Origin of the sequence: Roseibium porphyridii, from assembly GCF_026191725.2 — a bacterium.
In the GTDB taxonomy this organism is placed as follows: domain Bacteria; phylum Pseudomonadota; class Alphaproteobacteria; order Rhizobiales; family Stappiaceae; genus Roseibium; species Roseibium porphyridii.
Map to the genome: position 1 here is coordinate 1,038,232 of NZ_CP120863.1, position 25,533 is coordinate 1,063,764.

At 55.5% G+C, this 25,533-nt stretch carries 26 protein-coding genes and 1 tRNA gene; 15 read left to right on the top strand and 12 right to left on the bottom strand.

What is annotated here, in order from left to right; translation table 11 throughout:
* Positions 1 to 147: 147 nt before the first annotated feature.
* Positions 148 to 1,068 (bottom strand): N-formylglutamate amidohydrolase, encoded by a 921-nt coding sequence (locus K1718_RS04910; RefSeq protein WP_371419569.1) that lies wholly within the window; start codon positions 1,066 to 1,068, stop codon positions 148 to 150.
* Between the two features lie 198 nt (positions 1,069 to 1,266).
* On the opposite strand from K1718_RS04910, the gene cpdR reads away from it, so the two are divergent.
* The 5 genes from cpdR (at position 1,267) to K1718_RS04935 (ending at position 4,011) form a co-directional block, all read left to right on the top strand.
* Positions 1,267 to 1,626 carry a cell cycle two-component system response regulator CpdR gene (cpdR, locus tag K1718_RS04915; protein ID WP_055677766.1) on the top strand — a complete coding sequence of 120 codons (360 nt, stop codon included), beginning with the start codon at positions 1,267 to 1,269 and terminating at the stop codon, positions 1,624 to 1,626.
* 138 nt (positions 1,627 to 1,764) lie between these two features.
* A tRNA-Val gene (locus tag K1718_RS04920) sits at positions 1,765 to 1,839 on the top strand.
* Positions 1,840 to 1,992: 153 nt separating this feature from the next.
* The gene (gene ykgO, locus K1718_RS04925) at positions 1,993 to 2,118 is read left to right on the top strand and encodes a type B 50S ribosomal protein L36 (RefSeq protein WP_008551489.1); all 126 of its coding nucleotides are present in this window, start codon (positions 1,993 to 1,995) and stop codon (positions 2,116 to 2,118) included.
* Positions 2,119 to 2,290: 172 nt separating this feature from the next.
* Positions 2,291 to 2,941 carry a tetratricopeptide repeat protein gene (locus tag K1718_RS04930; RefSeq protein WP_209006826.1) on the top strand — a complete coding sequence of 217 codons (651 nt, stop codon included), beginning with the start codon at positions 2,291 to 2,293 and terminating at the stop codon, positions 2,939 to 2,941.
* A 44-nt stretch (positions 2,942 to 2,985) separates the two neighbouring features.
* The gene (locus K1718_RS04935) at positions 2,986 to 4,011 is read left to right on the top strand and encodes an alpha/beta fold hydrolase (protein WP_265682760.1); all 1,026 of its coding nucleotides are present in this window, start codon (positions 2,986 to 2,988) and stop codon (positions 4,009 to 4,011) included.
* A 70-nt stretch (positions 4,012 to 4,081) separates the two neighbouring features.
* Here K1718_RS04935 and pyk read toward each other — a convergent pair whose 3' ends face one another.
* The gene (pyk, locus tag K1718_RS04940; RefSeq protein WP_265682761.1) at positions 4,082 to 5,518 is read right to left on the bottom strand and encodes a pyruvate kinase; all 1,437 of its coding nucleotides are present in this window, start codon (positions 5,516 to 5,518) and stop codon (positions 4,082 to 4,084) included.
* On the bottom strand, positions 5,515 to 5,946 hold the full coding sequence (locus K1718_RS04945; protein WP_209006970.1) for a DUF1036 domain-containing protein: 432 nt from the start codon (positions 5,944 to 5,946) through the stop codon (positions 5,515 to 5,517). The genes pyk and K1718_RS04945 overlap by 4 nt, the downstream gene beginning before the upstream one ends.
* A gap of 484 nt (positions 5,947 to 6,430) precedes the next feature.
* Here K1718_RS04945 and K1718_RS04950 point away from each other — a divergent pair, with 484 nt between their 5' ends.
* The 3 genes from K1718_RS04950 (at position 6,431) to K1718_RS04960 (ending at position 8,011) form a co-directional block, all read left to right on the top strand.
* On the top strand, positions 6,431 to 7,240 hold the full coding sequence (locus K1718_RS04950; RefSeq protein ID WP_152499870.1) for an N-formylglutamate amidohydrolase: 810 nt from the start codon (positions 6,431 to 6,433) through the stop codon (positions 7,238 to 7,240).
* Positions 7,241 to 7,287: 47 nt separating this feature from the next.
* Positions 7,288 to 7,584 carry a DUF1244 domain-containing protein gene (locus tag K1718_RS04955; protein WP_265682764.1) on the top strand — a complete coding sequence of 99 codons (297 nt, stop codon included), beginning with the start codon at positions 7,288 to 7,290 and terminating at the stop codon, positions 7,582 to 7,584.
* A gap of 154 nt (positions 7,585 to 7,738) precedes the next feature.
* Positions 7,739 to 8,011 carry a DUF2312 domain-containing protein gene (locus K1718_RS04960; protein WP_152499872.1) on the top strand — a complete coding sequence of 91 codons (273 nt, stop codon included), beginning with the start codon at positions 7,739 to 7,741 and terminating at the stop codon, positions 8,009 to 8,011.
* Positions 8,012 to 8,098: 87 nt separating this feature from the next.
* Here K1718_RS04960 and mepK read toward each other — a convergent pair whose 3' ends face one another.
* The gene (gene mepK, locus K1718_RS04965; RefSeq protein ID WP_418068129.1) at positions 8,099 to 9,832 is read right to left on the bottom strand and encodes a peptidoglycan L,D-endopeptidase MepK; all 1,734 of its coding nucleotides are present in this window, start codon (positions 9,830 to 9,832) and stop codon (positions 8,099 to 8,101) included.
* Between the two features lie 291 nt (positions 9,833 to 10,123).
* Positions 10,124 to 11,671, bottom strand: coding sequence for a sigma-54-dependent transcriptional regulator (locus tag K1718_RS04970; RefSeq protein ID WP_265682768.1), 1,548 nt, complete (start codon positions 11,669 to 11,671; stop codon positions 10,124 to 10,126).
* 188 nt (positions 11,672 to 11,859) lie between these two features.
* On the opposite strand from K1718_RS04970, the gene K1718_RS04975 reads away from it, so the two are divergent.
* The 5 genes from K1718_RS04975 (at position 11,860) to K1718_RS04995 (ending at position 17,268) form a co-directional block, all read left to right on the top strand.
* The gene (locus K1718_RS04975) at positions 11,860 to 13,686 is read left to right on the top strand and encodes a M3 family oligoendopeptidase (RefSeq protein WP_265682770.1); all 1,827 of its coding nucleotides are present in this window, start codon (positions 11,860 to 11,862) and stop codon (positions 13,684 to 13,686) included.
* Between the two features lie 11 nt (positions 13,687 to 13,697).
* Positions 13,698 to 14,615, top strand: coding sequence for a heme-dependent oxidative N-demethylase family protein (locus K1718_RS04980; RefSeq protein WP_265682773.1), 918 nt, complete (start codon positions 13,698 to 13,700; stop codon positions 14,613 to 14,615).
* 81 nt (positions 14,616 to 14,696) lie between these two features.
* On the top strand, positions 14,697 to 16,076 hold the full coding sequence (locus K1718_RS04985) for an ABC1 kinase family protein (protein ID WP_265682775.1): 1,380 nt from the start codon (positions 14,697 to 14,699) through the stop codon (positions 16,074 to 16,076).
* Between the two features lie 149 nt (positions 16,077 to 16,225).
* Complete coding sequence (locus K1718_RS04990; protein ID WP_152499877.1) at positions 16,226 to 16,507, top strand: aa3-type cytochrome c oxidase subunit IV; 282 nt, start codon at positions 16,226 to 16,228, stop codon at positions 16,505 to 16,507.
* A gap of 89 nt (positions 16,508 to 16,596) precedes the next feature.
* Complete coding sequence (locus K1718_RS04995; RefSeq protein WP_265682777.1) at positions 16,597 to 17,268, top strand: RluA family pseudouridine synthase; 672 nt, start codon at positions 16,597 to 16,599, stop codon at positions 17,266 to 17,268.
* Positions 17,269 to 17,284: 16 nt separating this feature from the next.
* On the opposite strand, the gene K1718_RS05000 is transcribed toward K1718_RS04995, so the two are convergent.
* Positions 17,285 to 18,136, bottom strand: a complete 852-nt coding sequence (locus K1718_RS05000; RefSeq protein WP_209006828.1) for a tetratricopeptide repeat protein — start codon at positions 18,134 to 18,136, stop codon at positions 17,285 to 17,287.
* A gap of 168 nt (positions 18,137 to 18,304) precedes the next feature.
* Positions 18,305 to 18,532, bottom strand: a complete 228-nt coding sequence (rpsU, locus tag K1718_RS05005) for a 30S ribosomal protein S21 (RefSeq protein WP_008188883.1) — start codon at positions 18,530 to 18,532, stop codon at positions 18,305 to 18,307.
* Positions 18,533 to 18,921: 389 nt separating this feature from the next.
* Here rpsU and K1718_RS05010 point away from each other — a divergent pair, with 389 nt between their 5' ends.
* On the top strand, positions 18,922 to 20,319 hold the full coding sequence (locus tag K1718_RS05010) for an MATE family efflux transporter (RefSeq protein ID WP_265682788.1): 1,398 nt from the start codon (positions 18,922 to 18,924) through the stop codon (positions 20,317 to 20,319).
* 5 nt (positions 20,320 to 20,324) lie between these two features.
* Here the strand turns inward: K1718_RS05010 and K1718_RS05015 are convergent, their stop codons facing one another.
* The 3 genes from K1718_RS05015 to K1718_RS05025 all read right to left on the bottom strand — a co-directional run bounded on the left by K1718_RS05015 (position 20,325) and on the right by K1718_RS05025 (position 22,308).
* Positions 20,325 to 21,419, bottom strand: a complete 1,095-nt coding sequence (locus K1718_RS05015) for a 5-(carboxyamino)imidazole ribonucleotide synthase (protein ID WP_265682790.1) — start codon at positions 21,417 to 21,419, stop codon at positions 20,325 to 20,327.
* Positions 21,420 to 21,467: 48 nt separating this feature from the next.
* A complete protein-coding gene (gene purE, locus K1718_RS05020; protein WP_152499880.1) occupies positions 21,468 to 21,956 on the bottom strand; it encodes a 5-(carboxyamino)imidazole ribonucleotide mutase in 489 nt (162 codons plus the stop codon).
* A 145-nt stretch (positions 21,957 to 22,101) separates the two neighbouring features.
* A complete protein-coding gene (locus K1718_RS05025; RefSeq protein ID WP_152499881.1) occupies positions 22,102 to 22,308 on the bottom strand; it encodes a YdcH family protein in 207 nt (68 codons plus the stop codon).
* A gap of 356 nt (positions 22,309 to 22,664) precedes the next feature.
* Here K1718_RS05025 and K1718_RS05030 point away from each other — a divergent pair, with 356 nt between their 5' ends.
* Complete coding sequence (locus tag K1718_RS05030) at positions 22,665 to 22,844, top strand: YdcH family protein (RefSeq protein WP_152499882.1); 180 nt, start codon at positions 22,665 to 22,667, stop codon at positions 22,842 to 22,844.
* A 117-nt stretch (positions 22,845 to 22,961) separates the two neighbouring features.
* Here the strand turns inward: K1718_RS05030 and K1718_RS05035 are convergent, their stop codons facing one another.
* Both K1718_RS05035 and K1718_RS05040 read right to left on the bottom strand, forming a co-directional pair.
* Positions 22,962 to 24,596 (bottom strand): acyl-CoA synthetase, encoded by a 1,635-nt coding sequence (locus K1718_RS05035; protein WP_265682792.1) that lies wholly within the window; start codon positions 24,594 to 24,596, stop codon positions 22,962 to 22,964.
* Positions 24,597 to 24,692: 96 nt separating this feature from the next.
* Positions 24,693 to 25,457: a sulfite exporter TauE/SafE family protein gene (locus K1718_RS05040; protein WP_152499884.1), complete on the bottom strand. Its 765-nt coding sequence runs from the start codon at positions 25,455 to 25,457 to the stop codon at positions 24,693 to 24,695.
* Positions 25,458 to 25,533: the final 76 nt, after the last annotated feature.

The following is a 25,533-nucleotide window of genomic DNA, read 5'->3' on the forward strand; positions in this document are numbered from 1 at the left end:
ATTCCGAACCGCATTGGGCTTGACCTTTGTGCGGTGCAATGCGATTTTATTGCGGTGCGATACATTGTATTGCATCGCCCTCCTTGGGCGTTTCCTCCCTAGACTCGGGCCGCCTCATTTGAGTGCGGCCTCTTTTTTTGTCCAGGGCTATTCGGCAGCGATCGAATCTGCGGGCAAGGCAGCATCCGGCATGGCTGTCAGCTCTAGGGCGAAGGCCCTCAAGTTGTCGAACAGCTGGCCGAACCCGGCTGAAGGCTCCTGCGTGGCCTCGTTCAGATAGAGACCACGGTTAATTTCTATCTGAAGCGCATGCAGCCCGCTTGCCGGTCTGCCATAGTGTTCCGTGATGAAACCGCCGGCATAAGGTTTGTTCCGGCTGACACTGTAGCCAAGGTTTCGCAGGATCGTGCAGGCATATTCCGTCAAATCGCTACTGCAGCTGGTTCCATAGCGATCGCCAAGAATGAAATCGGGCCGACTGTCGGTCGTCTGGCATTTGATGCTTGAAGGCATTGAATGGCAGTCGATCAACACTGCGTAGCCGAAGGTGACATGAGTCTGCGCGAGCAGCCGTCGCAACGTCGAGTGATAGGGCTTATAAATTTCCTCGACCCGTCTGAGGGCTTCTTCAACAGGCAACTTGTGCCGATAAATCTCGTGATTCTCACTCACGATCCGGGCAACTGTCCCAAGGCCTCCTGCCACCCGAATGGAGCGGACATTTGCATAGGACGGCAATCGACCGTCAAACATCTTTGGATCGAGCTCGTATGGCTCTCTGTTCACATCCAGATATGCCCTAGGAAAATGAGCTCTCAGAAGCGGTGCGCCCATGGGTACAACGTGTGCGAAAAGATCGTCCACATAGGCATCTTCAGATCGCCTGATGGATTTTTCATCCAGACGTGACGACGCAAGGAAACTTTGAGAATACTGCCGGCCGGAATGCGGTGAATTGAAAACATACGGCAGGCGCTGATCAGCAGGGCAAAGTACATCAAACGCTGGATAGCCGTTGAAGTCGGCTTCAAGAGACGTTTGCGAGGAGGGCGGTTTCTTATTCGTCAAATGCCAGGTTCCGATTATTGCCCCTATGACAAGTCGGCCCATGGTGCCAAGGAATCAACACGCAGTCCACAGTGTTGATATCAAAAGCTTAGGAGAACCAATTCTGGCTATCATTCTGTGGAATTCGGGCTATAACCGGCAGAAGGAGCTCTCGATTTCGCTCCGGGTATCAAAAATGAAGGCAAATGGTCATAAACGATGTCGCGTATCCTGCTAGCCGAAGATGATAATGACATGCGCCGCTTTTTGGCGAAAGCGCTGGAAAATGCCGGCCATGATGTTGTGTCCTTCGATAACGGCAAAAGCGCTTACGAACGTTTGCGCGAGGAACCCTTTTCTCTGCTGTTGACCGATATCGTGATGCCGGAGATGGACGGGATTGAGCTTGCAAGGCGCGCAACGGAGTTGGATCCGGACCTGAAGGTGATGTTTATCACCGGCTTTGCAGCGGTGGCCCTGAACCCTGAATCGGATGCGCCCAAAGATGCGAAAGTCCTGTCTAAGCCCTTCCATTTGAAGGATCTTGTACAGGAAGTCGAGCGCATGTTGGCGGCCTGATAGCTAGGGCCTGAATTGGCTGCTGCCGGACTGGTGATAATTTGCCGGTTCGGTGAAAAAGGGGGGTTGCACAGATCTGCGTTCCCCGCTATATCGCACTCCACCACGGCGTTGGGGCGCCGGACTACCGAGATATTCGGGCGTGTAGCTCAGCGGGAGAGCACTTCGTTGACATCGAAGGGGTCACAGGTTCAATCCCTGTCACGCCCACCATTGTTGCGCTGATTGATGGTTTCAAGACGCGCGGGTTGATCAGAAGACAGGCGCACTTGCTGCAGCTGCTTTAGGAACAGCCCAATCGAATGTGAGCGCCGCAGGCGCTCATTTGGTTTAAAGAAGCAGGACCCTTTAGAGGGGGACAGTGACATGAAGATCAAGAACTCGCTTAAAGCGCTGATGGGCCGTCACCGCGACAACCGCATGGTTCGCCGCAAAGGCCGCGTCTACATCATCAACAAGAAAAACCCGCGTTTCAAAGCACGCCAGGGCTGATCTTGCCGGTGCGATTGCGCGTCGAGATCGTTGTTTGCCGTTTTTCCAGAAGCGCTTAGCAGGCTGCTTTCAGGACGGTTCAGCGAATTTTCTGACGTACGCACCAAGATGTGTAAATTTCCCGGATTGACCGCCGCATCTAACGACCCATAATCGTTGGATGCGGATTTTTGTGTTTGCCATCGCTTTTGTTGTCAGCTCCGGTATTGCCGGTGCTCAACCTGTGCCGGATCTTGGACCGGACATGGACCCTCCGTCAGCTGAGGACTTCAACCCTATGCCTGAAGACTTGCCGCAAGACGGCGGGCAGGTTGTTGTTGAGGAAGCGGATCCAGAAGAAGAACAGTCCAGGCTGGACGAACTTTATGCAGAGCTTGCTGATACAGAAGACGCGAATGCTGCGGGCCGCATCACACGCGAAATCCAGCGCATATGGATGGATTCTGGCAGTGACACCGTGGACGTGCTGATGTCGCGTGCAGGCAAGGCCATCCAGGCAGATGACCACGGACTGGCACTTGATCTGTTGGACGTTGTGGTGGTTTTGAAACCTTCTTTTGCGGAAGGTTGGAACCGCCGGGCAACCGTGCATTACATGCGGGAAGACTTCGGCAAGTCGCTGGTCGACATCGAGCGCACGCTTGCGCTTGAACCACGTCATTGGGGAGCCTTGTCGGGATTGGCGATCATTCAAAGGCGCCTCGGTTTTGAAGATAGCGCCCTTGAAACCTTCAAGCGTGCGCTAGAGGTCAATCCGGGTCTGGAGAATGCCACCAAGGCGGTCGAAGACCTGGAAAAAGACGCTGAGGGTGAACCAGCCTGACCTGACACACGTACCGTTCCCATTCAAAAAGACGGTATGTCGAAATGTTTGTTGTTCGTTTCACCATGTATTTCTTGTTGCTGATCTCGATCATTCTTGTCCTGTCCGCAGCCTATACAGCTTGGCGTGTCAGTCAGATTTCGTCGGCGCATCAGCCGGATGGCAGCTTTGCCGAAATCGACGGCGTGAAACTCCACTATCATCTGTTTACTGCGGACAATCAGGACAGCGAAGCACCGGTCCTTGTGTTCATTCACGGAGCGAGCGGCAACGCTTATGATCCGATGATCACCTTCAAGGATGCCTTTGACGGAAAGTACACAACGCTTTTTGTCGACCGACCGGGGCTTGGGTTCTCGGAGCGCGATTTTAAGCGGCACAGTTCACTTGAGGGGCAAGCTGGAGCTATTGCCGGTTTGCTTGAACATCTCGACATAAAAAAGTCCATTGTTGTTGGGCATTCTTTTGGCGCTGCCGTGACCGTGGTGCTAGCGCTGACACATCCGGAGCGTGTCGCGGGACTGGCATTTATCGCGCCCGTCAGCCATCCCTGGCCAGGCGGCGTGGACTGGCACTATTCGGTGGCTGCCCTTCCGATTGTTGGCGAACTCTTCACCAGAACTTTGACACTTCCACTTGCAGAACGCCTTGCCCCGGCGGCCATACTTCGTGTTTTCGCTCCTGGGCAAGCGCCGGAACGTTACGCTGAACGGATAAATCTACCGCTCCTGTACAGGCCGCAGACTTTCCGGGCGAATTCTACCGATATCGCGACGTTGAAGCCGCAGGTTACGCAGCATGCCAAGTCCTATCACAAGATCAGGCAGCCAGCTGTAGTCGTAACTGGTGCGGATGACACGATTGTCTGGCCGTCGATCCATAGTGAAGGTCTGCGACGGGACCTCCCGAACGCTGAGCTGATTGTCTTGGAAAAGGCCGGCCACATGCCGCATCATTTGCACAATGAAAAGGTCATCGAAACGCTGGAAACTCTGATCGAACGCGTGATGGCCGTGCCCGGCCAAGGCGAGGGCACAGCGCGAAAACCACAATTGCGCGAACCGGCATGAAAAAAGGCGGCACGTAGCCGCCTTCTCAGTTCCGTTACGCCTTGGTCTCGGTTTTTAACCGATTAGACAGTCAAATGCCGCCCTGACCGTCATTGCCGACAAAAGCAATGCGCAACAGGTTCGTGGACCCTGGTGTCCCAAACGGGACGCCGGCTGTCACGATGATCCGCTGACCTGGCTTTGCGAACTGTTCCGAGTAGGAAATTCGACAGGCACGGTCGATCATATCCTCTTCATTGGCCGCATCTTCACTAACAACGCAGTGGAGACCCCATCCCAATGCCAGTCGCCGCGCTGTCGCCAGCACCGGGGACAGAACGATTACAGGGCAGGCGGGCCGCTCACGAGAGGCACGCAGTCCGGTTGCACCGGATGTCGTGTAACAAACAACAGCCGCGAGATTGAGTGTCTCGGCAATCTGCCGCGCAGCCGCGGAGATCGCATCGGCACCCGTTGCCTCGGGCTCGGCGCGTTGTGCATAGATGATGTTGCGGTAATTGTTGTCCTGTTCGACCTGCTGGGCGATTTTGTCCATGGTGGAAACCGCTTCAACAGGGAAATCGCCGGCGGCCGATTCCGCTGACAGCATGACAGCATCCGCACCTTCGAAAACGGCAGTGGCAACGTCAGAGACTTCCGCGCGGGTCGGCACCGGCGCCGAAATCATGGATTCCAGCATCTGGGTTGCGATCACGACCGGCTTACCTGCACGGCGGCAGGCACGCGTGATTTGCTTCTGCAGCCCCGGAACCTGTTCCAGCGGCATTTCGACACCAAGATCACCGCGGGCGACCATGATCGCATCGGACAGTTCAATGATTTCATCCAGACGGCCGATAGCCTGCGGCTTTTCGATTTTGGCCAGAACGCCAGCGCGTCCACGTGTGATCTTGCGGACTTCGGCCAGGTCGTCAGGGCGCTGCACAAATGAAAGCGCTACCCAGTCGACATTTTGTTCCAGTGCAGCGATCAGGTCCTTGTGGTCCTTCTCGGTCATCGCACTTGTTTTGATTTCAGTGTCGGGAACGCTGATGCCCTTGCGGTCAGAAAGCTTGCCGCCAACGATCACTTCGGTAACGGCTTTGGTGGCCTTGGCTTCAACGACTTTCAGCTGGATCTTGCCGTCATCGAGCAGCAGGCGGTGACCCGGCTCGAGAGCCTCCAGAATTTCCGGATGCGGAAGATGGACCCGGTTGATGTCGCCGCCGGATTGGTCGGCGTCCAGCGTAAACGTTGCGCCGTTCTCCAGCATGACGGGGCCGCCGGTGAATGTTCCCACACGCAGCTTTGGTCCCTGAAGGTCAGCCAGAATTCCGATCGGCCTCCCGATTTTCTCTTCGACAGAACGGATACGCTCAACGAGCATTTTCAGACGGTCATGATCTGTATGGCTCATGTTGATGCGGAACACATCCGCACCTGAGCGATACAGTTCTTCAATTATGTCTTGTTCTGAGGAAGAGGGTCCGAGAGTTGCTAAGATTTTGACTCGTCGGTTTCGCCTCATCGCCCACCTGTTCCTTGTTGCACGGGTTCGGTCAGCTGGACCGTCCAGCTGCTCTGTTCGCCCGTGTCGATTTCAAAAAAGCCTGTCCGCTCAAATCCGCGAGCCACACAGTCTTCAATCCCGCGAATGGTGAATTCTTTCTCCCGGGTGCACATGAATGCCCGGCCGCCCCATTCGCCAAATTGGTCGTAGTCAACTGCGTAGATGTAATAGTATCGTGACACCAGCGAGCCGGGGACCAGGGTCTCGCAAGAATTGGATGCGAGGTTCCACCAGCCTTCGGTAACCCAGTCGGTCTTGTCTTTGTAGCCAATGGCTACACCAACCTGACTGTCCGTCTTGTTGCAAAGGCGCAAATCGGCCCTGGCGTCGTCACTAGATGCGGAAAAAAGCAGCACGGTCAAAAGCCCGGTCAAGGCAGCTTTCATGGGCACACCAATACGTGCCCGAGACCCACCCTGGTACCGTTCCCCAACCTTAAACATATGCAGTCGTTCACTTTGCTGCTTTACAGACATTCGCTTTTTGCGTGGACAAGGGGGTCTTGTCAACGTCGTTAACAGGATACGGATGGCTTTCGCCCAGACTTAATCCCGCAACCGTCCCATGAAAATTGCCCGAAAGGACGATTACCCCACCTATGAAGTCAAAAATGGGGCGGGAACATGGCCGTTGCGACCCTGATAGAGGTTAGCCATCAATAAACCGTATACAAAGCAGGTCTTTCCTCAGGAAAGCTCCTGAAAACAAAGCTGTTTTCCGTCACACATCCATTTGCTGGATCTAGGGGTGACGGTTCTGTCGATTCGGACGGAGGACAGATTATTATTCAGGCTTGGTTCCGGAACGAGATTGCCTTAAACCTGTCCGCCTGCGCCTGCAGACGCCTTCAGATTTTCCACGACGCGAGAAATGATAGAAACAGCAGCCGAGGCTGGCGAAGCTTTTCAGCCAACAGAATACATTCCTGGGGACCTCAGTTCCGGCCTTTTGCTCTTGTGTGACCATGCGCGCAATACAGTGCCCCCGGGCTATGGCGACCTTGGAGTTCCCGCTGAACAGTTTCGGCGGCATATCGGCTACGACATCGGAGCACGCGCCGTTACCCTGGAACTTGCCAAACGTCTGGCAGCACCTGCCTGCCTGACGACATTTTCACGCCTCTTCATTGATCCAAATCGCGGTGAAGACGATCCGACACTGATCATGAGACTATCAGACGGCGCGGTCGTGCCGGGAAACGCTGACGTTGACGCGGCTGAAAGATCATTTCGCATCCAGGCATTCCATGAGCCCTATCACAGCCTCATAGATGACACGCTCGATGCCATGAAAGCCGTGTCACCTCCGCCGGTGGTGGTGTCGATCCACAGTTTCACGCCCGTCTGGCGCGGCGTGCCGCGACCGTGGCATGCAACGGTTCTGTGGGACTGTGATCCGCGTGCGGTCAAGCCCATGCTTGCCGGATTGCGTGCTCAAGATGACCTCGTCGTCGGCGACAATGAACCCTATGACGGGGCTCTCAAAAACGACACAATGTATCGGCACGCAACGCGAAACGGTCTTGCCCATGTGTTGCTTGAACTGCGGCAGGATTTGATCGCCGACGACAATGGCGCCAAGGAGTGGGCCGGTCGTTTGGAGCCAACGTTGCGCGCAATCGCGCAAATGCCGGATTGCCGGAAGATTCAACATTTCAAATCGCGCAGCGACACGGACTAAGCGTGGCGGATTTGGCTTGAACTTGAACATCAAGGGAGGTTTGCATTATGGACGAACAGACAAAACTCGAGCTTGAAGCCGCTGTGTTCCGGCGTCTCGTCGATCATCTGCGCGGCAGAACCGATGTTCAGAATATCGATATGATGAACCTTTCGGGTTTTTGCCGGAACTGCCTTTCCAACTGGTATCAGGATGCGGCGGCAGAGAAGGGACTGCCGATGGAGAAGGCGGATGCGCGCGAGATTGTTTACGGCATGCCCTATGACGAATGGAAGTCCAAGTATCAGACCGAGGCAAGCGCTGAACAGAAGGCGGCTTTTGAAAAAAGCAAACCTCAGCACTGATCGATGGTGTCATTGCCCGCCATTCACCGCTTGACGGACATCACCGAGTCTGGCAGGGCACACGAAATTTTCATGAACTCCGGCAGGCAATATAATTTCGTCTTTCCGGGAACACACAGACTGTGAAGAAAAATCAAGAAGGAGAACCAAGTTCATGTCCGATCCGGGTGGAGTAGCAGCGGATCAGCTGCGCGCATTTGTCGAGCGTATCGAGCGGTTGGAAGAAGAGAAAAAGGTCATCTCTGATGACATCAAGGACGTCTACGCCGAAGCCAAGGGTAACGGATACGATGTGAAAATTCTGCGCAAGGTTGTCTCACTTCGCAAGAAGCAACCTCATGAGCGTGAAGAAGAGGAAGCGGTGCTGGACCTCTATATGCATGCGCTTGGCATGGCCGGGCCGGCAGGGCCCGAATCTGAAGGTTGATTTGACGGCAGGTGCATAGCCCGCCACGACGAAAATGAGCGGCCTTTGGGCCGCTCTTTTTTTATTGGTTGAGAACTGTCTGAAGTTCTAACGTGCAAAGCGCACGGGAAGCACAACCACTGCCGGACCATCGAAGCGGTCAGTTCTAAGCCCACCATAAGGCGCACGATCAAAGCTCGAAGAGACGAAACGGTTGCCCGGCATCATGACGTTTTTCAAGGCGCGCTGGTTGGGATGGCTTAGTGACGCAAAGGCCTGGTGACGGGTGGTTCCTGCACCTGACAAAAGTGTAGACCCCGATTTGTCGGGCAGGCTGGCGAACCCGGCCAGAGGATCCACGATCTGATCGCGTGGAATGCGTCCTGACAACGAGGGCTGTGCCGGCGCCGGCCGGTCTGGATTGGACGATTGAGGGCGCGCTTCAGCCTGGCGTTGACCGGTGATAGATGGTCTCAAGGATCGGCTCAATGCAGGCGGTGTCGCAGTTGCCGAAGCATAAGCCAGTGTTGTTTCAGGTCGTGGTGCAGGCGAAGGCGAAGGAACTCTGGTTCCGGTGGCGGCCGCGATAGCCGCAACAGGGTCGGTTACAGGAGCAGCGGCAGGAACCGGAATTGAGCCGGTTGTTCCCAGAGTTGCCGCGGCAACCTGCGCGGCCTCACTGAGGCCCTGATCAGGTTTTTGAGACGGCGCGCGCGCGACCTGGAAACGGCTGTCGATTGCCGCGTTGGTCGGCAATGGCTGGCCATTTTCGATCGCAATGCGTTGCGCGTCCAAAGTATTTGCAGTGGGAGCTGCAGTGCCAATTGCGGCCGGTGGTATAGGTTCGTCGATACCGGGCTTGAACGTCGGTGCGGCGCTTGCAACGAGCACTGGCGCAGTCGGTTCAGGTTGTTGTTCTTCCAGCACTTTTCTGGCCGGCACCGGCGGGTTTTTCACCACGGGTGAAACGGTTGCCTGTGTCGGTGTGCTGCGCTGGTTGCCAACAGCTCCCGGACGTGCGGACCTGTTGCTGTTGTCATTGTCGCCACCGAACAGACTTGCGAACAGATTGCCGCCCCCGGACGTGTTGCGCTCCTGGCCGGCTGCCGGGATCGGAGCGCCAGGTTTCGTCAGGTTCTGGTCTCTTGTGCTAGACCGGCTCTGACCGGAGGAGGAGCGGTTGTTGGACGCGACAATGGTTGGCCGAGACGGTCTCTTCTTGCCGGATTTGGCTTCCGCAAGTGCGATCTTGTAACCCTTCAGCGGTTTGCCGTCTGAGGGAATATGCAGCGTCTTGCCGCTTGGGAAAACTTTGGCCAGTTGCGACCGGCTCATCTTCGGCCAATGCCGAACCCGGCCGGTGTCCATATGAACAAACGGTGATCCGGAGCGTGGATAATACCCGACGCCACCGATTTCCTTGCGCAGACCGGCTGCTCTCAGCTTGGCAAGATTGACGCCTGGAATATAAAAATCCATCGCTTTGCCGAGCGTGTGCTGGCTGTTTCTTGCTACACCCGACGAACGCTTGCGGAGCATGTTGTTGGTCGCCGGTGAACGGTAACTCGAGACGACATAAATGTGGTCCCGCGCGCCGACCTTCCGATAGACTTCCCAGACCAGGTCGAGGAGTTCCGGATCCATCTTGATGATTTCATTGCGCCGCCAATCGCGCAAGAAACGGTTTGCCTCACGCAATCCAGCAGGAAGGTAGCGGCCGTTTTTCTTGAATGTGATGGAAACGCGTTCTTTGGTGTGCGTGTTGTAGAGTTTAAGTGTGCGGGTTTCGGCCTGTGCAGCAGGCACCAGGCAGGCAGACGCAATAGCAAGCGCGCCTGCAATCTTCGCGGCACGTCTCAGCCATACGGCGGCGTTGAAACCAACTAACCGTTTACGCAATCTCTATCTCGCCGTTTTCGAGGGCTTGCGCCCATCCCGTGCTCCCCAGCAGGAGGGATTATTAGCTGCTGCAGGTTAAGAAGTTTTTACCCTAAATCCGCTTGTTTGATAATCGTGGCAGAAATGCAACGATGCAAGTGTGAAGAGGGTAAAATCCTCCGGTCGCGCTGGATAACCGGAGAATGCGTCAAAAAATCGTCCAAATCTATTCAGTTGTCCTTGAGTTGCCTCAAGTCAGGCTGCGGCATCTTTGCCGCCCTCTTCCAATCCGTATTCCTTGAGCTTGCGATAAAGCGTGGAGCGCCCAATTCCGAGTCTTTTGGCGACTTCCGTCATGCGTCCGGAATAGTGATTGATGGCTGCGCGAATCAGCTCTTCCTCTATGTCCGTGAGTTTTCGCACATGACCTTCCTTGTCCAGGTTGCGCATGAAGCCGAACGGCGCAGCCTGTTCGAATGCTGATGGTTGTGCGGGCGGAGGCGCTGAACTGTTTGCCGCAGCTGCACTCACCGGCGCGGTGGATATTGCAGGCGGAATGTCGGAGAGCGCAGGTGCCATCAAGGTTCCTGACGGCGCCAATGGCTGGTCTGCAGCAGAGGCGACCTGCGGAAAGTCATTTATGGTGAGCTGGGCACCGTCGCACAGGACGACGGCGCGGAAGACAGCATTTTCCAGCTGCCGGATATTACCCGGCCAGTGATAGGCCTGAAGAAGCTCCAGAGTTTCAGGTGTCACGCCCGCGACCTGAGGTTTGCCTTCTTCAGCTGCAAATCGAGCGAGAAAATGCCGTGTCAGGGCTGGAATGTCTTCACGTCTGTCGCGCAGCGGGGGTATCCAGATCGGAAAGACATTCAAACGGTAGTAAAGATCTTCCCGAAAAGCGCCTTCCTTGACCTGGTCGACCAGGCGTCGGTTGGTTGCTGATATCAGCCTGAAATCCACTTTGACGGGTCTGCGGGCGCCAATGGGGTCAACTTCACCTTCCTGGATTGCGCGAAGCAGTTTCACCTGCACATCCTGCGGCAGTTCACCAACCTCATCGAGGAAAAGCGTGCCGCCATGCGCTTCCTGGAATTTGCCGACATGTTTGTCGACGGCACCCGTAAAGGCTCCTTTTTCATGTCCGAACAAAATGGACTCCACCAGATTGTCCGGAATAGCGCCGCAGTTGACGGTCACCAGCGGTTTTGACTTGCGGTCGCTGGAACCTTGAATCGCGCTGGCAATCATCTCCTTGCCGACGCCGCTTTCTCCCTCAATCAGAATGGGAATATTCGAAGCAGCAGCGCGTTTGCCCAGATTGATGACACGTTCCATCGCGGCTGATCGTGTGACGATGTCTGCGAAAGTCAGCGTTCCGGAGGCCTGCTTTCTGAAACGGGTGATCTCGCCCTCAAGTGCAGATGTCTTGAGGAGATTGCGAATGGAAACATTCAGGCGTTCCGGCGCAACCGGCTTAACAGCAAAATCCTGAGCACCAGCATTCATGACCGATACAACCGTATCGATGCCGCCATGTGCTGTCTGGACAATGACCGGCGTTGCGATCTTGTCTCCTCGCAGGCGTTCGAGCACACCCAGGCCATCCAGTTCGGGCATGACCATGTCCAGAATGATCAAATCGATCTCACCGGCTTCCGGACCGGTCATGATGCGAACCGCCTCAGCACCGTTTTCCGCTGTTTTCGAGCGGTAACCGAATTTCTTGACGGCTTCCTGTAGCAGTCTGCGCTGAATGGGATCGTCGTCAACGATAAGAATTTTGCCGCTGATTGCTTGCATTGCGTGCTCTGATCGCCCTGAATTGTCTCGTTTCGAGCCATTCTGGTCGCAATTGGGTAAACAAATCGTCCAAGTGAAGGTGAAAAAGTTTTCCTTTTCCGATTGCAGGGTTGGGCCTGGCGCGCCTAATTAGTCAGGAGGGCATTTTCATTGCCTGCATCTTTGGCCGACCGTTCCCGGAGACACTCATGCCTTTCCCGACACCCGTTTTTGCCTCTCAGTCTTCAGCAGCGGCTGACCTTGGCCCCCTTCCGGAGTGGAACCTGAGCGATCTTTATCAAGCGGTGGATGCACCTGAAGTCTCGGCGGATTTGAAAGAGAGCCTGGATCGCGCAAAAACCTTTGAGGCTTCCTATAAAGGCCGGCTCGCGGAAATGGCCAAGAACAATGTGCCTGCGCTGGTCACTGCCATTCGAGCTTATGAAGATCTTCAAGACTTGATGGGAAGGCTGATTTCGTTCGCTGGCCTGGTTTATGCCGGTAACACCGTCGATCCCGTTTCACAGAAATTCTATGGTGATGTGCAGGAACAGATCACGACTGCCAGCTCGCATCTGTTGTTTTTCACGCTTGAATTGAATCAGGTTGAGGACGCTGTCGTCGAAACAGCTCTTCAGGACCAACAGCTTGCGCATTACAGACCCTGGATCGAGGATCTGCGCAAAGACAAGCCGTATCAGCTGGAAGATCGCGTCGAGCAATTGTTTCACGAAAAATCTGTCACCGGGAGCAGTGCCTGGAACCGGTTGTTCGATGAGACCATGGCGTCTCTCACGTTCAAGGTCGACGATCAGGATCTCACCATCGAGCCGACACTCAATATGCTGGTGGACCCCTCTGCGGACACGCGTCGCAAAGCGTCTGAAGCGCTGACCGCCACTTTCAAGGCAAATCTTGGAACCTTCACCTTGATCACCAACACCTTGGCCAAGGACAAGGAAATTTCAGATCGGTGGCGTAATTTTTCCGATATTGCCGACAGTCGGCACCTGGCCAACCGGGTGGAGCGAGATGTCGTCGAGGCGATGGTTGCTGCTGTTCGCGATGCCTATCCGCGCCTGTCGCATCGGTACTACAAGCTGAAGGCCAAATGGCTCGGCATGGATCAGTTGAACACCTGGGATCGCAACGCGCCGCTGCCTGACGCCGATACACGTGTGATTTCCTGGGACGAGGCCAAACAAACCGTACTGTCTGCTTACAGCGCGTTCTCGCCCGATATGGCAGACATTGCCGGTCGATTTTTCGACAAGAACTGGATTGATGCACCTGCGCGCTCCGGTAAAGCACCGGGAGCTTTCGCACACCCGACAGTGCCAAGCGCGCATCCTTATGTCCTGCTGAACTATCAGGGCAAGATCCGCGATGTCATGACACTTGCCCATGAACTCGGTCACGGGGTGCACCAGGTTCTGGCAGGGCCAAACGGTGCACTCATGGCGCCGACACCATTGACGCTTGCTGAAACCGCAAGTGTCTTTGGTGAAATGCTGACGTTCAAGTCCTTGCTTGCAAAGGCTTCCGATCCGCAGACGCGAAAAGTGATGCTGGCGTCCAAGGCGGAGGACATGATCAACACCGTGGTGCGGCAGATCGCGTTTTACACGTTCGAGCGCAAGGTGCACTCCGAACGGCGCAATGGCGAACTGACTTCAGACAAGATCGGCGAGTTGTGGCTTTCCGTGCAGGAGGAAAGCCTCGGTCCGGCAATCAAACTGAACGAGGGCTATGAAACCTACTGGACCTATATCCCTCATTTCATTCATTCGCCGTTCTATGTTTACGCCTATGCCTTTGGCGACTGCCTCGTGAACTCTCTCTATGCCGTTTATGAAGAAGCGGAAACGGGCTTCCAGGAAAAGTACTTTGATCTGTTGAAAGCTGGTGGCACCAAGCATCATTCCGAATTGTTGGAACCTTTCGGACTGAGCGCAGCTGATCCCGACTTCTGGAAGAAAGGCCTGTCCGTCATAGAACGGATCATCGATGAACTGGAAGACCTCGATAGGGCCTGAGGCAAAGTGCATTGACGGAAGAACGATCTGTCCACTTTCAGCACCGGCCTTATGACGGGACCAGTCAGCCATTTACGGTTGGATTGAAGCCCGTTTCAGAAAAGAATTGGCTCGAAACCGATCCGTTTCTGGCGTCGCACCTTGCCGAAAAGGACAGATTGTTCGCAGAAAGGCCCGATGATGTTTTTCAGGCTGAGCCCGATACGAAGGCTGCGCAGACCGAGGTGCTTGATCTCGTACTTGACCATCTAAAGCGCTTTCACAGCGGCACACATGACGTTCATTCAAGCGGTGTGAGGATTCCTGCCGCCGGACGCCGGATAAACCACGCTGATCTTCCGGCATTGAAAACAGCATCCTTGATGGTTCAGGAGGATCTTGTCCTCATGCGCCCGGGAGAGAACGGCTACCGCCTTGTTGCGGCATCATTGTGCTTCCCGTCTTCCTGGTCGCTGGGACAAAAGTTCGGACTGTCGATGGCTGATATCCACGAGACTGTGCCCGATTTCAACGGCGCGCGCATGGGCCAGATGGTGGCGCGCCTTTTTGACAACCTTAAGCCGGGACAACTTCTTTGCAGGTTCAACTGGTCAGTCTATCCGGATGAGAAGCTCTATCATCCAGGTGCGCATCATATTGAGGTGGCAGATACCGCGCGGGTTCTGGCGTCGCTTTTCCTGCGAGTTGAAAGGCAGACCCTTCGGCGCTTGCCTGGATCGGGCGATATCCTCTTTACGATCAAGATCCATCACGACCCGATGGCTGCACTCCAAAGCCATGCTAATTGTTCAGACGTTGCCGGTGGGCTCTCAAGGCAGCTACTGGCATTGAGCAACGAACAATTGCGCTACAAAGGACTGCATACTTCGCGAGATGCACTTGTCGCTGCCTTGCGCAATGTCTCCGAACGTCTGCGGCATTCTGACTGATCTTGCCGCTGGATATTGGCGGCGAGATACATATTTAGTCCGAATACACTTTGTTGAGCCAACCGGGGAGAGCCCTGCAAGATGCCGCCGTCCAAAGACCGTGAAAGCAATCGCTTCAGTGCCAGAGTAGGGCGCTATGCCAAGGTTGGTACGAATATGGGCGGGATTGCAGCCAAAGTTGCGGGTGCCCGATTGTTCGGAATGGAGCTCGACAACGCCAAGAATGCGGCCGAGCTGGCTGAAGCGCTCGGTGGCCTCAAAGGGCCGTTGATGAAAGTGGCGCAGCTGTTGTCCACCATTCCCGACGCATTGCCGCCGGAATACACAACTGAACTTGCCAAACTCCAGGCAAGCGCGCCTCCGATGGGCTGGGCATTCGTCAAACGGCGGATGCGGGCCGAGCTTGGCGCGGACTGGCAGAGCAGGTTTGCCGAATTCGGCCGTGAACCTGCCGCCGCGGCTTCGCTTGGGCAGGTTCATCGTGCTACCGCGCATGACGGCCGCGTACTTGCCTGCAAACTGCAGTATCCGGATATGGCCTCGGCAGTGGAAGCCGATCTCAAGCAACTTCAGATGCTGTTTTCGTTGCATCGCCGCATGAGCCCGGCCATTGATACGCGGGAAATCGCCAAGGAAATCAGCGCGCGTGTTCGAGAAGAACTCGACTATGGCCGCGAGGCTGCTCATATCGCGATGTACCAGGACATTTTGTCAGAAAGCGAAGATATCAGGGTCCCGAAGGTCGTAGACGACCTGTCGACGAGTCGTCTGCTGACGATGGGCTGGTTGACCGGCAAGCCGCTCCTTGAGTTCAAGGAACATAGCCTGGAAGACCGCAATCATCTGGCCAGGACAATGTTCCAGGCTTGGTGGCATCCCTTCAGTCATTTTGGTGTCATTCACGGCGATCCGCATCTGGGTAACTACACGGTTTTTGAACAGGACAGCACACCTGCGGGCATCAACCTCCTGGACTACGGTTGCATCCGTATCTTTCCGGAAGCCTTTGTCGAAGGGGTGGTCGAGCTCTACCGTGGGCTGCTTGAGGAAAACAATGACCGCGTGGTCGCTGCGTACGAGCGGTGGGGCTTCACAAATCTCAAGAAGGAGGTCATTGAAGTTCTGAACATTTGGGCTCGTTTCATCTACGGCCCGCTTTTGACGGATCGCGTGCGCTCGATTGCCGATGGTGTTTCTGCCGCGGAATACGGCCGGAAGGAAGCTTTCCGTGTCCATTCCGCACTCAAGGAACTTGGACCGGTCACCGTACCGCAGGAATTCGTCTTCATGGACCGTGCCGCAATCGGACTGGGTGGTGTGTTTCTGCATTTGCGAGCGGAACTGAATTTCTTTGAGTTGTTCAATGAGCAGATCGATGGTTTTGAGGCCGCAACCGTGCGTGCTCGACAGGACCGTGTGCTGGGTGCGGCAGGCCTTGCGAATGAAACGCATGCTGCCTGAGCCGACGGTGTTTGCATGGAAAGCTCCGGCAAGACCAACCGGTCAAAGAGTCGCGTCTGAGAGGCGAATAATGCAATTCAGATCATTGCCGAGTGCACAGGCTTTATTGTATGTAGACTGCCGACTAAAGATTTTTTCTGGGGAACTTCATGTCTGACGAAAACGCACCTGCAATGGACTACGATGCTCACGAGCGGACGTACGAGGGGTTCATCAACTTCTCGAAAGTCGGCACGATCGCATGTCTGAACGTCGTGTTGTTGCTGATCCTTTTCGGCTTTGGCGGCACGACTGCCGTTGTATTCGGTTGGTTGATGCTGATCGCGACAATCGTTTCCTCCGGAATTGGCCTGGCCCTGGGTGCTTCAGGTTGGATCCCACCAACCGTGGTTTTCGTCCTGACAGGTATCCTCGCGATTCTGACTGTCTGACGGATCGTCGACCCAGACACTGTGTCGGTATTCAAGGCGCGGCCACAGCCGCGCCTTTTGTTTTTGGTTGAGACCTGATTGCACAGCTCATGAATCTGCCTGCTCCGACAGCGTTTCACTATAAGCCTCCGATGAGCCCTTATCTTGAGGTGCTTCATGTCGATGCGGAGTTGCTTGTCGTGAACAAGCCGAGCGGTCTGCTCAGTGTTCCGGGAAAAGCGCCGGAGCACTCGGACTGCATCGAGAAGCGGGCGCGGGAGGCGCATGATCAGTCCCGTATCGTGCACAGGCTGGACATGGATACATCCGGGGTGATGGTTCTGGCCATGAATGGCAAGTCCCATCGGCATCTCGGCTTGCAGTTTGAGAGACGGAAAACCGAAAAGACCTATGTTGCGGTGGTGTGGGGCCATGTGCTTGAGGACACGGGAGAGGTCGATCTGCCGCTAATTTGCGACTGGCCCAACAGACCCAAACAGATGGTCAGTTTCGAACATGGAAAACCGGCGCAGACACGATGGCAGGTTCTTGAGCGCGACGCGCAGACAACGCGTCTGCGCCTCTTTCCCCTGACGGGGCGCTCACATCAGTTGCGGGTTCATATGCTCTCGCTCGGCCACCCGATCATCGGAGACAGGTTCTATGCATCGGATGAAGCCTTGAACGCCTCAGACCGTCTGGCGCTTCACGCTGAAAGCCTGACTTTGCATCACCCGGCGAATGGCGAGCGGGTCACGTTTCGTGCCGAATGCCCATTTTAGGAAAACGCTGCGACAATCAGCTTCCGACGCGGCCCAGGCCTTCGCGGGCAACCTGGTTCGAATTGTCCAGTGTGATCGCGCGGGTATAGTTCCGCCGAGCTTCCTTTGGCTTGCCGAGCATTTCCTGCGCAAGGCCGCGATTGGCCCAGGCAATTGAAGAATCCCGGTCAAGATTGACGGCCATGGAAAGGTCTGAAAACGCCGTGGTCGGGTCGTTTACGGCAATATAGGAAATGCCGCGTGCGGTATAAGGCGCACTTGCCTTCGGGTTCAGCCCGATTGCAGTCGCGAAGTCTTCGATGGCCTGAGGGTGCTGGTTCTGCGCCTGATAGATCAGACCCCTGTTATAAAACGCACGCGCATCGCTGCTGTCGCGGGTGATGACGGAGTTGAAATCTGACAGGGCAGCGGAAAAATTACCCTGCTGCCGATAGATGTTGCCGCGACCGACATAAGCGACATCGTAGTCCGGCTTGATATTGATGGCCCGCGTATAATCGGAAACAGCTTCCTGATTGCGGCCCATGCGACGATAGACAAGTGCCCGGTTCGCGTATGTCTGATAGGACTGCGGATTAAGCTGCAGGGCCCGGTTGAAGTCTTCGACAGCGTTGTCGAGCTTTCCAGCCTGGCCGTAGGCGATGCCGCGCGTGCTGTATGCGCTGGCGTCGGACGGATTGGCCTCGATCACCGCTGTCAGTGACGCGATGTTGGTTGCCGATCCGGCAGACTTGTTCACGGGAACGTTGTTATAGACACTGGACGTGTTGCAGGCGGCCAGAAACGTAGCCAGGCTCAGAACAATGGCATGTGGCAGAAAGTTGCGCATGCGGCACATATGATCTCTTACAGTCAAGCGATAAACCATGCCGTTCTTCTGCCTCCAATTGGGCGGGAGTATGGCTAACGATCTCCGTGCGACCGGTGTCCAGAGCAATCTCTCGATAAACGCCAAAAAGCCGACCGTGACATCGGCCGGCCTTACGGCAGTTTATTGAGATCGGCAGCGCCTGCTGCCAAATATGCTCAAGCCGGTTTAGCGGCGAGCGGACTTGCCCGGAAGCAAGCCTTCACGCTGTGCCCGTTTACGAGCCAGCTTGCGAGCGCGGCGGATAGCTTCAGCTTTTTCGCGCGCTTTCTTTTCAGACGGTTTTTCAAAATGACCGCGAAGTTTCATTTCACGGAAGATGCCTTCGCGCTGCATCTTTTTCTTAAGCGCCTTCAGCGCTTGATCGACATTGTTGTCGCGAACCAGAACCTGCACGCGTTTTTTCCCGTTTTCGATGCGCCGCGGCCGTTCCGCAGCAAGAATGGACTATGATTTAAGCAAGGTCTCGCCAACAAGATTTGCGCTCGGGCTGAACACACGCATGTAACGCTCATATACGCCCTGCAGGACTAAGCATTCACAAGTGCAAAGAAGCCTGACCGCCGCTGACGCGTCGCTCACTTTGGTGCGCTTGATACCAGAGCCCGCTGCGCCTGTCCACAGTCATTCGAAAAGAAACAGGTTCCGTGGCGGACTTTTGCGCCGGTAGAGGCTGCGAAGAATTGTAGACAGTCTCTGATTTGAGGATTACTGCTGATTGGCTCTCATTTTCAAGATCTCTTTTCCAGAAGAGCATCCATCCAGCCCTGTTTTTGGAGGAAACAATGGCGCGGCCAGCGTCCGGGGTCCCCGATTCGGCAACAAAGCAGTCTTTGTGGCGCAGCGATATTCTGCCAACGCTGGCGCTCGGCCTGCCATTGGCCGGAGCGCAGATTGCCCAGATGGCGATCAACACAACGGATGTGTTGATGATTGGCAGACTGGGCGCTCAAGAACTTGCCGCCTCAGTGCTTGCCTTCAATTTCTACATGTTGCTGTGGTTTTTCGGCATGGGTCTGCTGCAGGCGGTGATTCCACTGGCTGCACGCGCTCGCGGCCAGCGCAAATTGCGGGATCTGCGCCGGGCCGTGCGCATGGGCTTCTGGATTTCGGTGCTCTTTTGCATTCCGGTCTGGTGCATTCTGTTTTTCACGGAATCGATCCTGCTGCTTCTGGGGCAGGATCCGGAACTGGCATACCTGGCCGGGCACTATATGCGCTATCTGCAATGGACGATGTTGCCTGCTTTGCTGATCATGGCCGTGCGCGGGTTTTTAACCGTCATGGAGCGCACGCAGGTTGTGCTCTGGGCGACAATTGCCGGTGCCGTCGTCAATGCGATTGCCGATTACCTTCTGATTTTCGGTGAATTCGGTTTTCCTCGACTGGAGCTTGTTGGCGCCGGCATTGCCTCCGTCTTCAGTGCGACCACAACCTTCCTGTTCCTGCTGGCCTATGCCGTTTGGCATCCAAAATTGCGCCGCTACAACATCATGGGCCGTATCTGGCGCTCGGACTGGCCCGTCTTTTTCCAGATCGTTCGACTGGGTACACCAATCGCGTTGACGATCATCGCTGAAGGGTCGCTGTTTACCGCATCGTCGATCATGATCGGATGGCTGGGTACACTTCCGCTGGCCGGACACGGTATTGCGCTGCAAATTGCCTCAATAACCTTCATGGTTCCTGTAGGTCTGTCGGTCGCAGCCATGACCCGCGTCAGCCTTGCGGCCGGTCGAGGCGATCATGCAGGTGTCGGCAGGGCCGGATGGACAGCGCTTTGTACGACAGTCGCCTTCATGGGCTGCTTCGCTGTCGCGTTCTGGACCATTCCCGAAATTCTGGTCGGGTTTTATCTGGATCTCAGCGACCCGGAAGCCAACGAGGTCCTTCGCTACGGTGTTTCGTTCCTGCTGGTGGCGGCGCTGTTTCAGTTGGCCGATGGTGGACAGATCATCGGCGTCAACAATTTGCGCGGACTGGGCGATACTACAATCCCGCTGTTTTTTGCACTCTTCGGCTATTGGGTCGTTGGTATCAGCCTGTCCCTCGGCCTTGGTTTTGTCGCCGGTTGGGGTGGTGTTGGCGTCTGGTGTGGGTTGGCAGGCGGACTGGCCTCAGTCGCGATTCTCGCAAATCTGCGCTTTGCAAAGCGGGAACGGCTCGGCCTTGTGACTTTCTGACCCCGTCAGGTGGCTTTGCTCGAAATCCGGTTGACGTGACCCATCTTGCGCCCGTCCCTGGTTTCGGCCTTGCCATAGAGGTGCAATTTGGCTGAAGGCTCTTCCAGAACAGCCTTCCAGTCATCAGCATCATGGCCAATAAGGTTTTCCATGACGACGTCAGAATGACGCGTTGCCGCGCCGAGCGGCCAACCCGCGACGGCACGAATATGCTGGTCGAATTGAGAGGTGAGACACGCATCTTGTGTCCAGTGACCGGAATTGTGAACTCGCGGTGCAATTTCGTTGACGAGCAGTTCTTCGCTGTCGCCGCTCTTCACCAGAAACATCTCCACGCCCATCACACCGACGTAGTTAAGGCCTGTGACGATTTTTTCGGCCATGTTCCGTGCCGCATCCAACGTTTCCTTCGCAACGCCCGCCGGCACAGTGGATGTCTTCAAAATGTGATTTTCATGATGGTTTCGGGCGATGTCGTAGCTGGCGCAATTGCCGTCAAGATCTCTGGCCACGATGACGGACACTTCACATTCAAAGTCAATCAAGGCTTCGAGGACGGTTGGCACACTGCCAAGCCGTTCATAAGCATTGGCGACATCATTGGGAGTGCGGATCATCAGCTGACCCTTGCCGTCATAGCCAAAGCGCCGCGTCTTCAAAACGCTTTTCCCGGCAAACTCAGCAACTGCCTGCTCGACGTCCTCTTGAGAATTGATCTCGCGGAAATCTGCAATCGCAACACCTGTGTCCGCGAGGAACTGCTTTTCCGACAGTCGGTCCTGAGACACAGAAAGTGCTCTTGCGCCCGGGCGGACCGCCACCTTCCGGTCAAGATGGGCGGCTGTTGGTCCCGGGACGTTCTCAAACTCGTAAGTGACAACGGAAACGGCGGCCGCGAATCGATCAAGTGCGTCGACGTCCTCATAGGGCGCAACGGTGAAGTTGGAGCTGACATCGAAAGCGGGACTGTTGGGATCGGGACAAAAGATGTGCGATTTCAATCCGAGGCTGGCAGCTGACTGCGCCAGCATCCGGCCAAGTTGTCCGCCGCCGAGAATTCCGATCGTGTCGCCGGGGCTCAAACGGGTGTTGTCAGTCATATCGTGAAATCCTGCTGCGGACACTTCAAGCGGGCTTGCGTGAAAGGCCTAGTCGTCCGATGGCGTCTCGGCAACTGCTGCGGTGCGTTCGGCTCTGAATTTATTCAAGGCGGTTTCGATAGCGCTGCTTTGCAACGCAAGGACTGCGGCGGCCAGAAGGGCGGCGTTGGTAGCGCCCGCTTTGCCAATCGCCAGGGTTCCAACCGGGATTCCTGCCGGCATCTGAACGATGGAAAGCAAGCTGTCTTCGCCCGAGAGCGCCTTGCTTTCCACTGGAACACCAAAAACCGGAAGGGATGTCAGGGATGCGGTCATGCCGGGCAAATGTGCTGCCCCCCCGGCTCCGGCAATGATAATCTTGAAGCCCTCGTCTTTCGCACCCTTGGCGAAGTCGTACATGCGGTCCGGCGTGCGGTGGGCGGAAACAATACGCGCCTCGTAGCTGACACCCAGTTGGTCGAGCGTGTCCGCCGCGTGTTTCATTGTCGGCCAGTCAGATTGACTGCCCATGATGATTGCGACGTCCGCTTGTGCCATTTTATGCTCCAGTATCCGGCGGGCTCAGAAGAGCCGCGGAGTATAGGCAGCGCGCCGCACATCGCAAGACGCAAACGATGGAATTCCTTCGTTGCGGCAGCGAAGGGTTTTTGGGCAGGCCAGCGAAGTGGAGATTTTCGGTTCTTCAGGCGATGATGTCGGGAAACAACTGGTCTTCCAGAGCCGAGATTCGATCCTTGATCATCAGCTTCTTTTTCTTCAGTCGCTGTAGTTGAAGCGCGTCATGGTTCGACGTTGCTCCGAGTGCTTCGACGGCAACGTCAAGATCCCGGTGTTCCTGACGAAGCTGCGCCAGCTCCAACCGCAAAGCATCCTGATCTATTCGCGCCATCTATGTCCCCTAAAGCCGGACATGAGTCCTAATCTATTTTGCAGCTGTCGGGCAAGATAGCATCTTTGGCAAGTCAACAATCACGCTTCCCGGGCCATGCTGCCCACGAAATGGGACAAAAAGACGTAGAAATCCTGATGCTGTGGAAAATGTCATCGTGCGATGCACGCATGAGAATTTTTTGTGAGTTTTGAGCCTCTTATTTGCACCCGATTTTTCAGGATTTCCTAAGGTTAGTTGGAAGAATGCATTATTTGACGGCGAAGCGCCTCAGATATGCAGATTCAGCAATCGACAAGGCTGGAAATTGTGTGGCACGATGAAAAGGTTGAGCCAACAGACAGGAGAAAAATTCCATGTCAATGCAGTCACATCTCGCAGAACTTGAGCGCCGCCACGCAGAAATGAAACGCAAGATCGAAGACGCTCTGATGCATCCGAGTACCGACTCCCTGCAATTGGCTGACATGAAGCGACAGAAACTCAAGATCAAGGACGAGATCGAGCGACTACGCAGTAACGACACGCTGCACTAGCGATCCCCTTGAAAAGAGAAATCGAAACGCCGTGCTTCGCGCGGCGTTTTTTTTATATCTTGGTTCAGCTTAGTGGATGGTGCCACAGGTCAGCCCAATGAAGTTGCTATCCAACTTCTAAAGGGCCTTGGCCTGTTCTCTGAGCGCAAATTTCTGGATCTTGCCTGTCGACGTTTTCGGCAGTTCACAAAAGACCACGGTCTTCGGTGCTTTGAAGCCTGCCAGATGGTTTTTGCAAAAGCTGATCAGATCCGTTTCAAGGACATCCGCTCCGGGTTTCAATTCCACAAAGGCGCAGGGCGTTTCGCCCCACTTCTCGTCCGGTCTGGCAACCACGGCTGCGGCCTGAACATCGGAATGTTTGTAAAGAACCTCTTCCACTTCTATCGAAGAGATGTTTTCACCTCCAGAAATGATGATGTCCTTTGAACGGTCCTTGAGCTGAATGTAGCCGTCCGGATGCCGAACGCCGAGGTCGCCTGAATGGAACCAGCCGCCCCTGAAGGCCTTGTCGGTCGCCTCGGGATTTTTCAGATAACCTTTCATGACCACGTTGCCGCGGAACATGACTTCCCCAAGCGTTTCTCCGTCTGAGGGAACGGGATCTAGGGTTTCCGGATCGAGCACAGTGAGATCCTCCAGCGCGACATATCTCACGCCCTGGCGCGCCTTTTTCTGTGCCTGCTCTTCTATGGAAAGCGCGTCCCATTCCCGTTTCCAGTCATTTACGACGGCCGGACCATACACTTCTGTCAGGCCGTAAAGATGGGTGACATTGAAGCCTGCGGTTTTCATGGCAGCCAGAACGCTTTCGGGGGGTGGGGCCGCCGCGGTGAAAAACTCGACTTCCCGATCAAGTTCGCGCTTTTGGTCAGGGGCTGCATTCAGGAGCGTGGACATGATGATCGGAGCACCGCACAGATGGGTCACTCCCTCATCGGCTATCAGATCCCACATCGTGTCCGGTCTTACCCAACGCAGGCACACATGAGTGCCGGCGACAATTGACAGCGACCAGGGGAAGCACCAGCCGTTGCAGTGAAACATTGGCAAGGTCCAAAGATAGACCGGATGCTTTCCCATGGCGGCTGTAATGACGTTGGCCTGGGCCAGAAGGTAAGCGCCGCGATGGTGATAGACGACACCTTTCGGGTTGCCGGTCGTGCCGGAAGTATAGTTGAGCGTGATTGCGTCCCATTCGTCGTCCGGTAGCGACCAGTTGAACTCGGGATCTCCCGTTTGAATGAAGTTCTCGTAGTCGAGCGATCCCAGGCGCTCGCCTTCCTGCGGAAACTCCGGATCGGAATAGTCGATAACGATTGGGTTGACGCTCGCGATCGAGAGGGCTTCCTTGACGACCGATGCATATTCTCGATCGGTGATGAGCACTTTCGCGTTGGCGTGATCGAGCTGGAAAGCGATGATCGCTGCGTCCAGTCGCGTATTCATGGAATGGAGAACAGCCCTGGCCATTGGAACACCGTAGTGGGCCTCAAGCATCGGAGGGACATTGGATAGCATCACGCTGACGGTGTCGTCCTTGCCGACACCGAGACCCGCGAGCGCTGAGGCAAGTTGCCGGGACCGGCGATAAAACGTCCGGTAATCGGTGCGCTGACTGCCATGTATGATCGCCGTGACTTCCGGAAACACATCAGCGGCGCGCGCCAGAAAACTGAGCGGTGACAGAGCGGCGAAGTTCGCCGCGTTTTTCTCAAGTCCCCGCGCAAACGGACTGACGCCGGTGTCCATGATCATCCTCCCTTGATCGGTATCTGGCGGTATGAAAACCGGAAACAGCCGGCCGCGCAATTCATCATTGCAGGGACCGACCGTCTGAACCTGAGTTCATGCAAGTAACGCGATCAGACCGTCATAGGTGAGTTTGACCCCGATCAGGCCCATGACAATGTAGATAACCGAATAGAAGGTATCGGCCTTGACGATCCTGACCAGCCAGACGCCGACCAGAGTTGCGACCAGCGCCACGGGAAATAGAGCGACCGATGTCGACAGGTTGGTGGCATCGAATTGGCCAAGCAGAAAGTAGGGAACCAGCTTGATCGCATTGACCGTTGCGAAGAAAATGACGCCTGTTCCGGCAAAGAGGACGGGTGCGAGGCGCAGCGGCAGCATATACATCTGAAACGGTGGCCCGCCCGTATGGCTGATGAAGCTGGTGAAGCCGGCAACGGTTCCCCAGAATGTTCCCTTTGCAACGCTGTGGCTCTTGGCAGCATCGTTTTTGCGTTGCTTGAAGATATAGTCGGCAACGAAAGCCAGAGACATGATCCCGATCAGGAAAATGACAAAGGCATCATTGACGTAGGCCGCTGTTGCCCATCCGATACTGATGCCGGCGACAGCCGCGGGCATCAGAATTGCCAGGGATCGCCAGTCCGCCCGGCCCCGGTAGGCAAGCAGCGCAATCACATCCATTACAATCAAGATCGGTAACAGGATGCCAGCTGCCTGGATCGGGGGGATGGCCAGCGACATGATCGGAACTCCAAGCATGGCGAAAGTGCCACCAAAACCTCCTTTGGACAGGCCAACGAAAAAAATCGCCGGAATCGCCGCAGCGTAAAACCAGATGTCTGTGATCGGGGTCATGGGCCAAAGAACGTGAGAGGTACAGGGGAAGGGACCGGCAAACAAGCATGCCAAAGTGTTTACGTAAAGTCCCGAC

What these genes read in the sequence shown, in the direction of transcription:
- K1718_RS04995 (WP_265682777.1), top strand. Translation starts at nt 16,597, where the DNA reads ATGAATCTGCCTGCTCCGACAGCGTTTCACTATAAGCCTCCGATGAGC.
- K1718_RS05030 (WP_152499882.1), top strand. Translation starts at nt 22,665, where the DNA reads ATGTCAATGCAGTCACATCTCGCAGAACTTGAGCGCCGCCACGCAGAA.
- K1718_RS04955 (WP_265682764.1), top strand. Translation starts at nt 7,288, where the DNA reads ATGGACGAACAGACAAAACTCGAGCTTGAAGCCGCTGTGTTCCGGCGT.
- cpdR (WP_055677766.1), top strand. Translation starts at nt 1,267, where the DNA reads ATGTCGCGTATCCTGCTAGCCGAAGATGATAATGACATGCGCCGCTTT.
- K1718_RS05010 (WP_265682788.1), top strand. Translation starts at nt 18,922, where the DNA reads ATGGCGCGGCCAGCGTCCGGGGTCCCCGATTCGGCAACAAAGCAGTCT.
- K1718_RS04970 (WP_265682768.1), bottom strand. Translation starts at nt 11,671, where the DNA reads ATGCAAGCAATCAGCGGCAAAATTCTTATCGTTGACGACGATCCCATT.
- K1718_RS05040 (WP_152499884.1), bottom strand. Translation starts at nt 25,457, where the DNA reads ATGACCCCGATCACAGACATCTGGTTTTACGCTGCGGCGATTCCGGCG.
- K1718_RS04960 (WP_152499872.1), top strand. Translation starts at nt 7,739, where the DNA reads ATGTCCGATCCGGGTGGAGTAGCAGCGGATCAGCTGCGCGCATTTGTC.
- K1718_RS04945 (WP_209006970.1), bottom strand. Translation starts at nt 5,946, where the DNA reads ATGAAAGCTGCCTTGACCGGGCTTTTGACCGTGCTGCTTTTTTCCGCA.
- K1718_RS05015 (WP_265682790.1), bottom strand. Translation starts at nt 21,419, where the DNA reads ATGACTGACAACACCCGTTTGAGCCCCGGCGACACGATCGGAATTCTC.
- K1718_RS05000 (WP_209006828.1), bottom strand. Translation starts at nt 18,136, where the DNA reads ATGGTTTATCGCTTGACTGTAAGAGATCATATGTGCCGCATGCGCAAC.
- K1718_RS04935 (WP_265682760.1), top strand. Translation starts at nt 2,986, where the DNA reads ATGTTTGTTGTTCGTTTCACCATGTATTTCTTGTTGCTGATCTCGATC.
- K1718_RS04975 (WP_265682770.1), top strand. Translation starts at nt 11,860, where the DNA reads ATGCCTTTCCCGACACCCGTTTTTGCCTCTCAGTCTTCAGCAGCGGCT.
- K1718_RS04990 (WP_152499877.1), top strand. Translation starts at nt 16,226, where the DNA reads ATGTCTGACGAAAACGCACCTGCAATGGACTACGATGCTCACGAGCGG.
- K1718_RS05025 (WP_152499881.1), bottom strand. Translation starts at nt 22,308, where the DNA reads ATGGCGCGAATAGATCAGGATGCTTTGCGGTTGGAGCTGGCGCAGCTT.
- K1718_RS04985 (WP_265682775.1), top strand. Translation starts at nt 14,697, where the DNA reads ATGCCGCCGTCCAAAGACCGTGAAAGCAATCGCTTCAGTGCCAGAGTA.
- K1718_RS04950 (WP_152499870.1), top strand. Translation starts at nt 6,431, where the DNA reads ATGATAGAAACAGCAGCCGAGGCTGGCGAAGCTTTTCAGCCAACAGAA.
- pyk (WP_265682761.1), bottom strand. Translation starts at nt 5,518, where the DNA reads ATGAGGCGAAACCGACGAGTCAAAATCTTAGCAACTCTCGGACCCTCT.
- purE (WP_152499880.1), bottom strand. Translation starts at nt 21,956, where the DNA reads ATGGCACAAGCGGACGTCGCAATCATCATGGGCAGTCAATCTGACTGG.
- ykgO (WP_008551489.1), top strand. Translation starts at nt 1,993, where the DNA reads ATGAAGATCAAGAACTCGCTTAAAGCGCTGATGGGCCGTCACCGCGAC.
- K1718_RS05035 (WP_265682792.1), bottom strand. Translation starts at nt 24,596, where the DNA reads ATGGACACCGGCGTCAGTCCGTTTGCGCGGGGACTTGAGAAAAACGCG.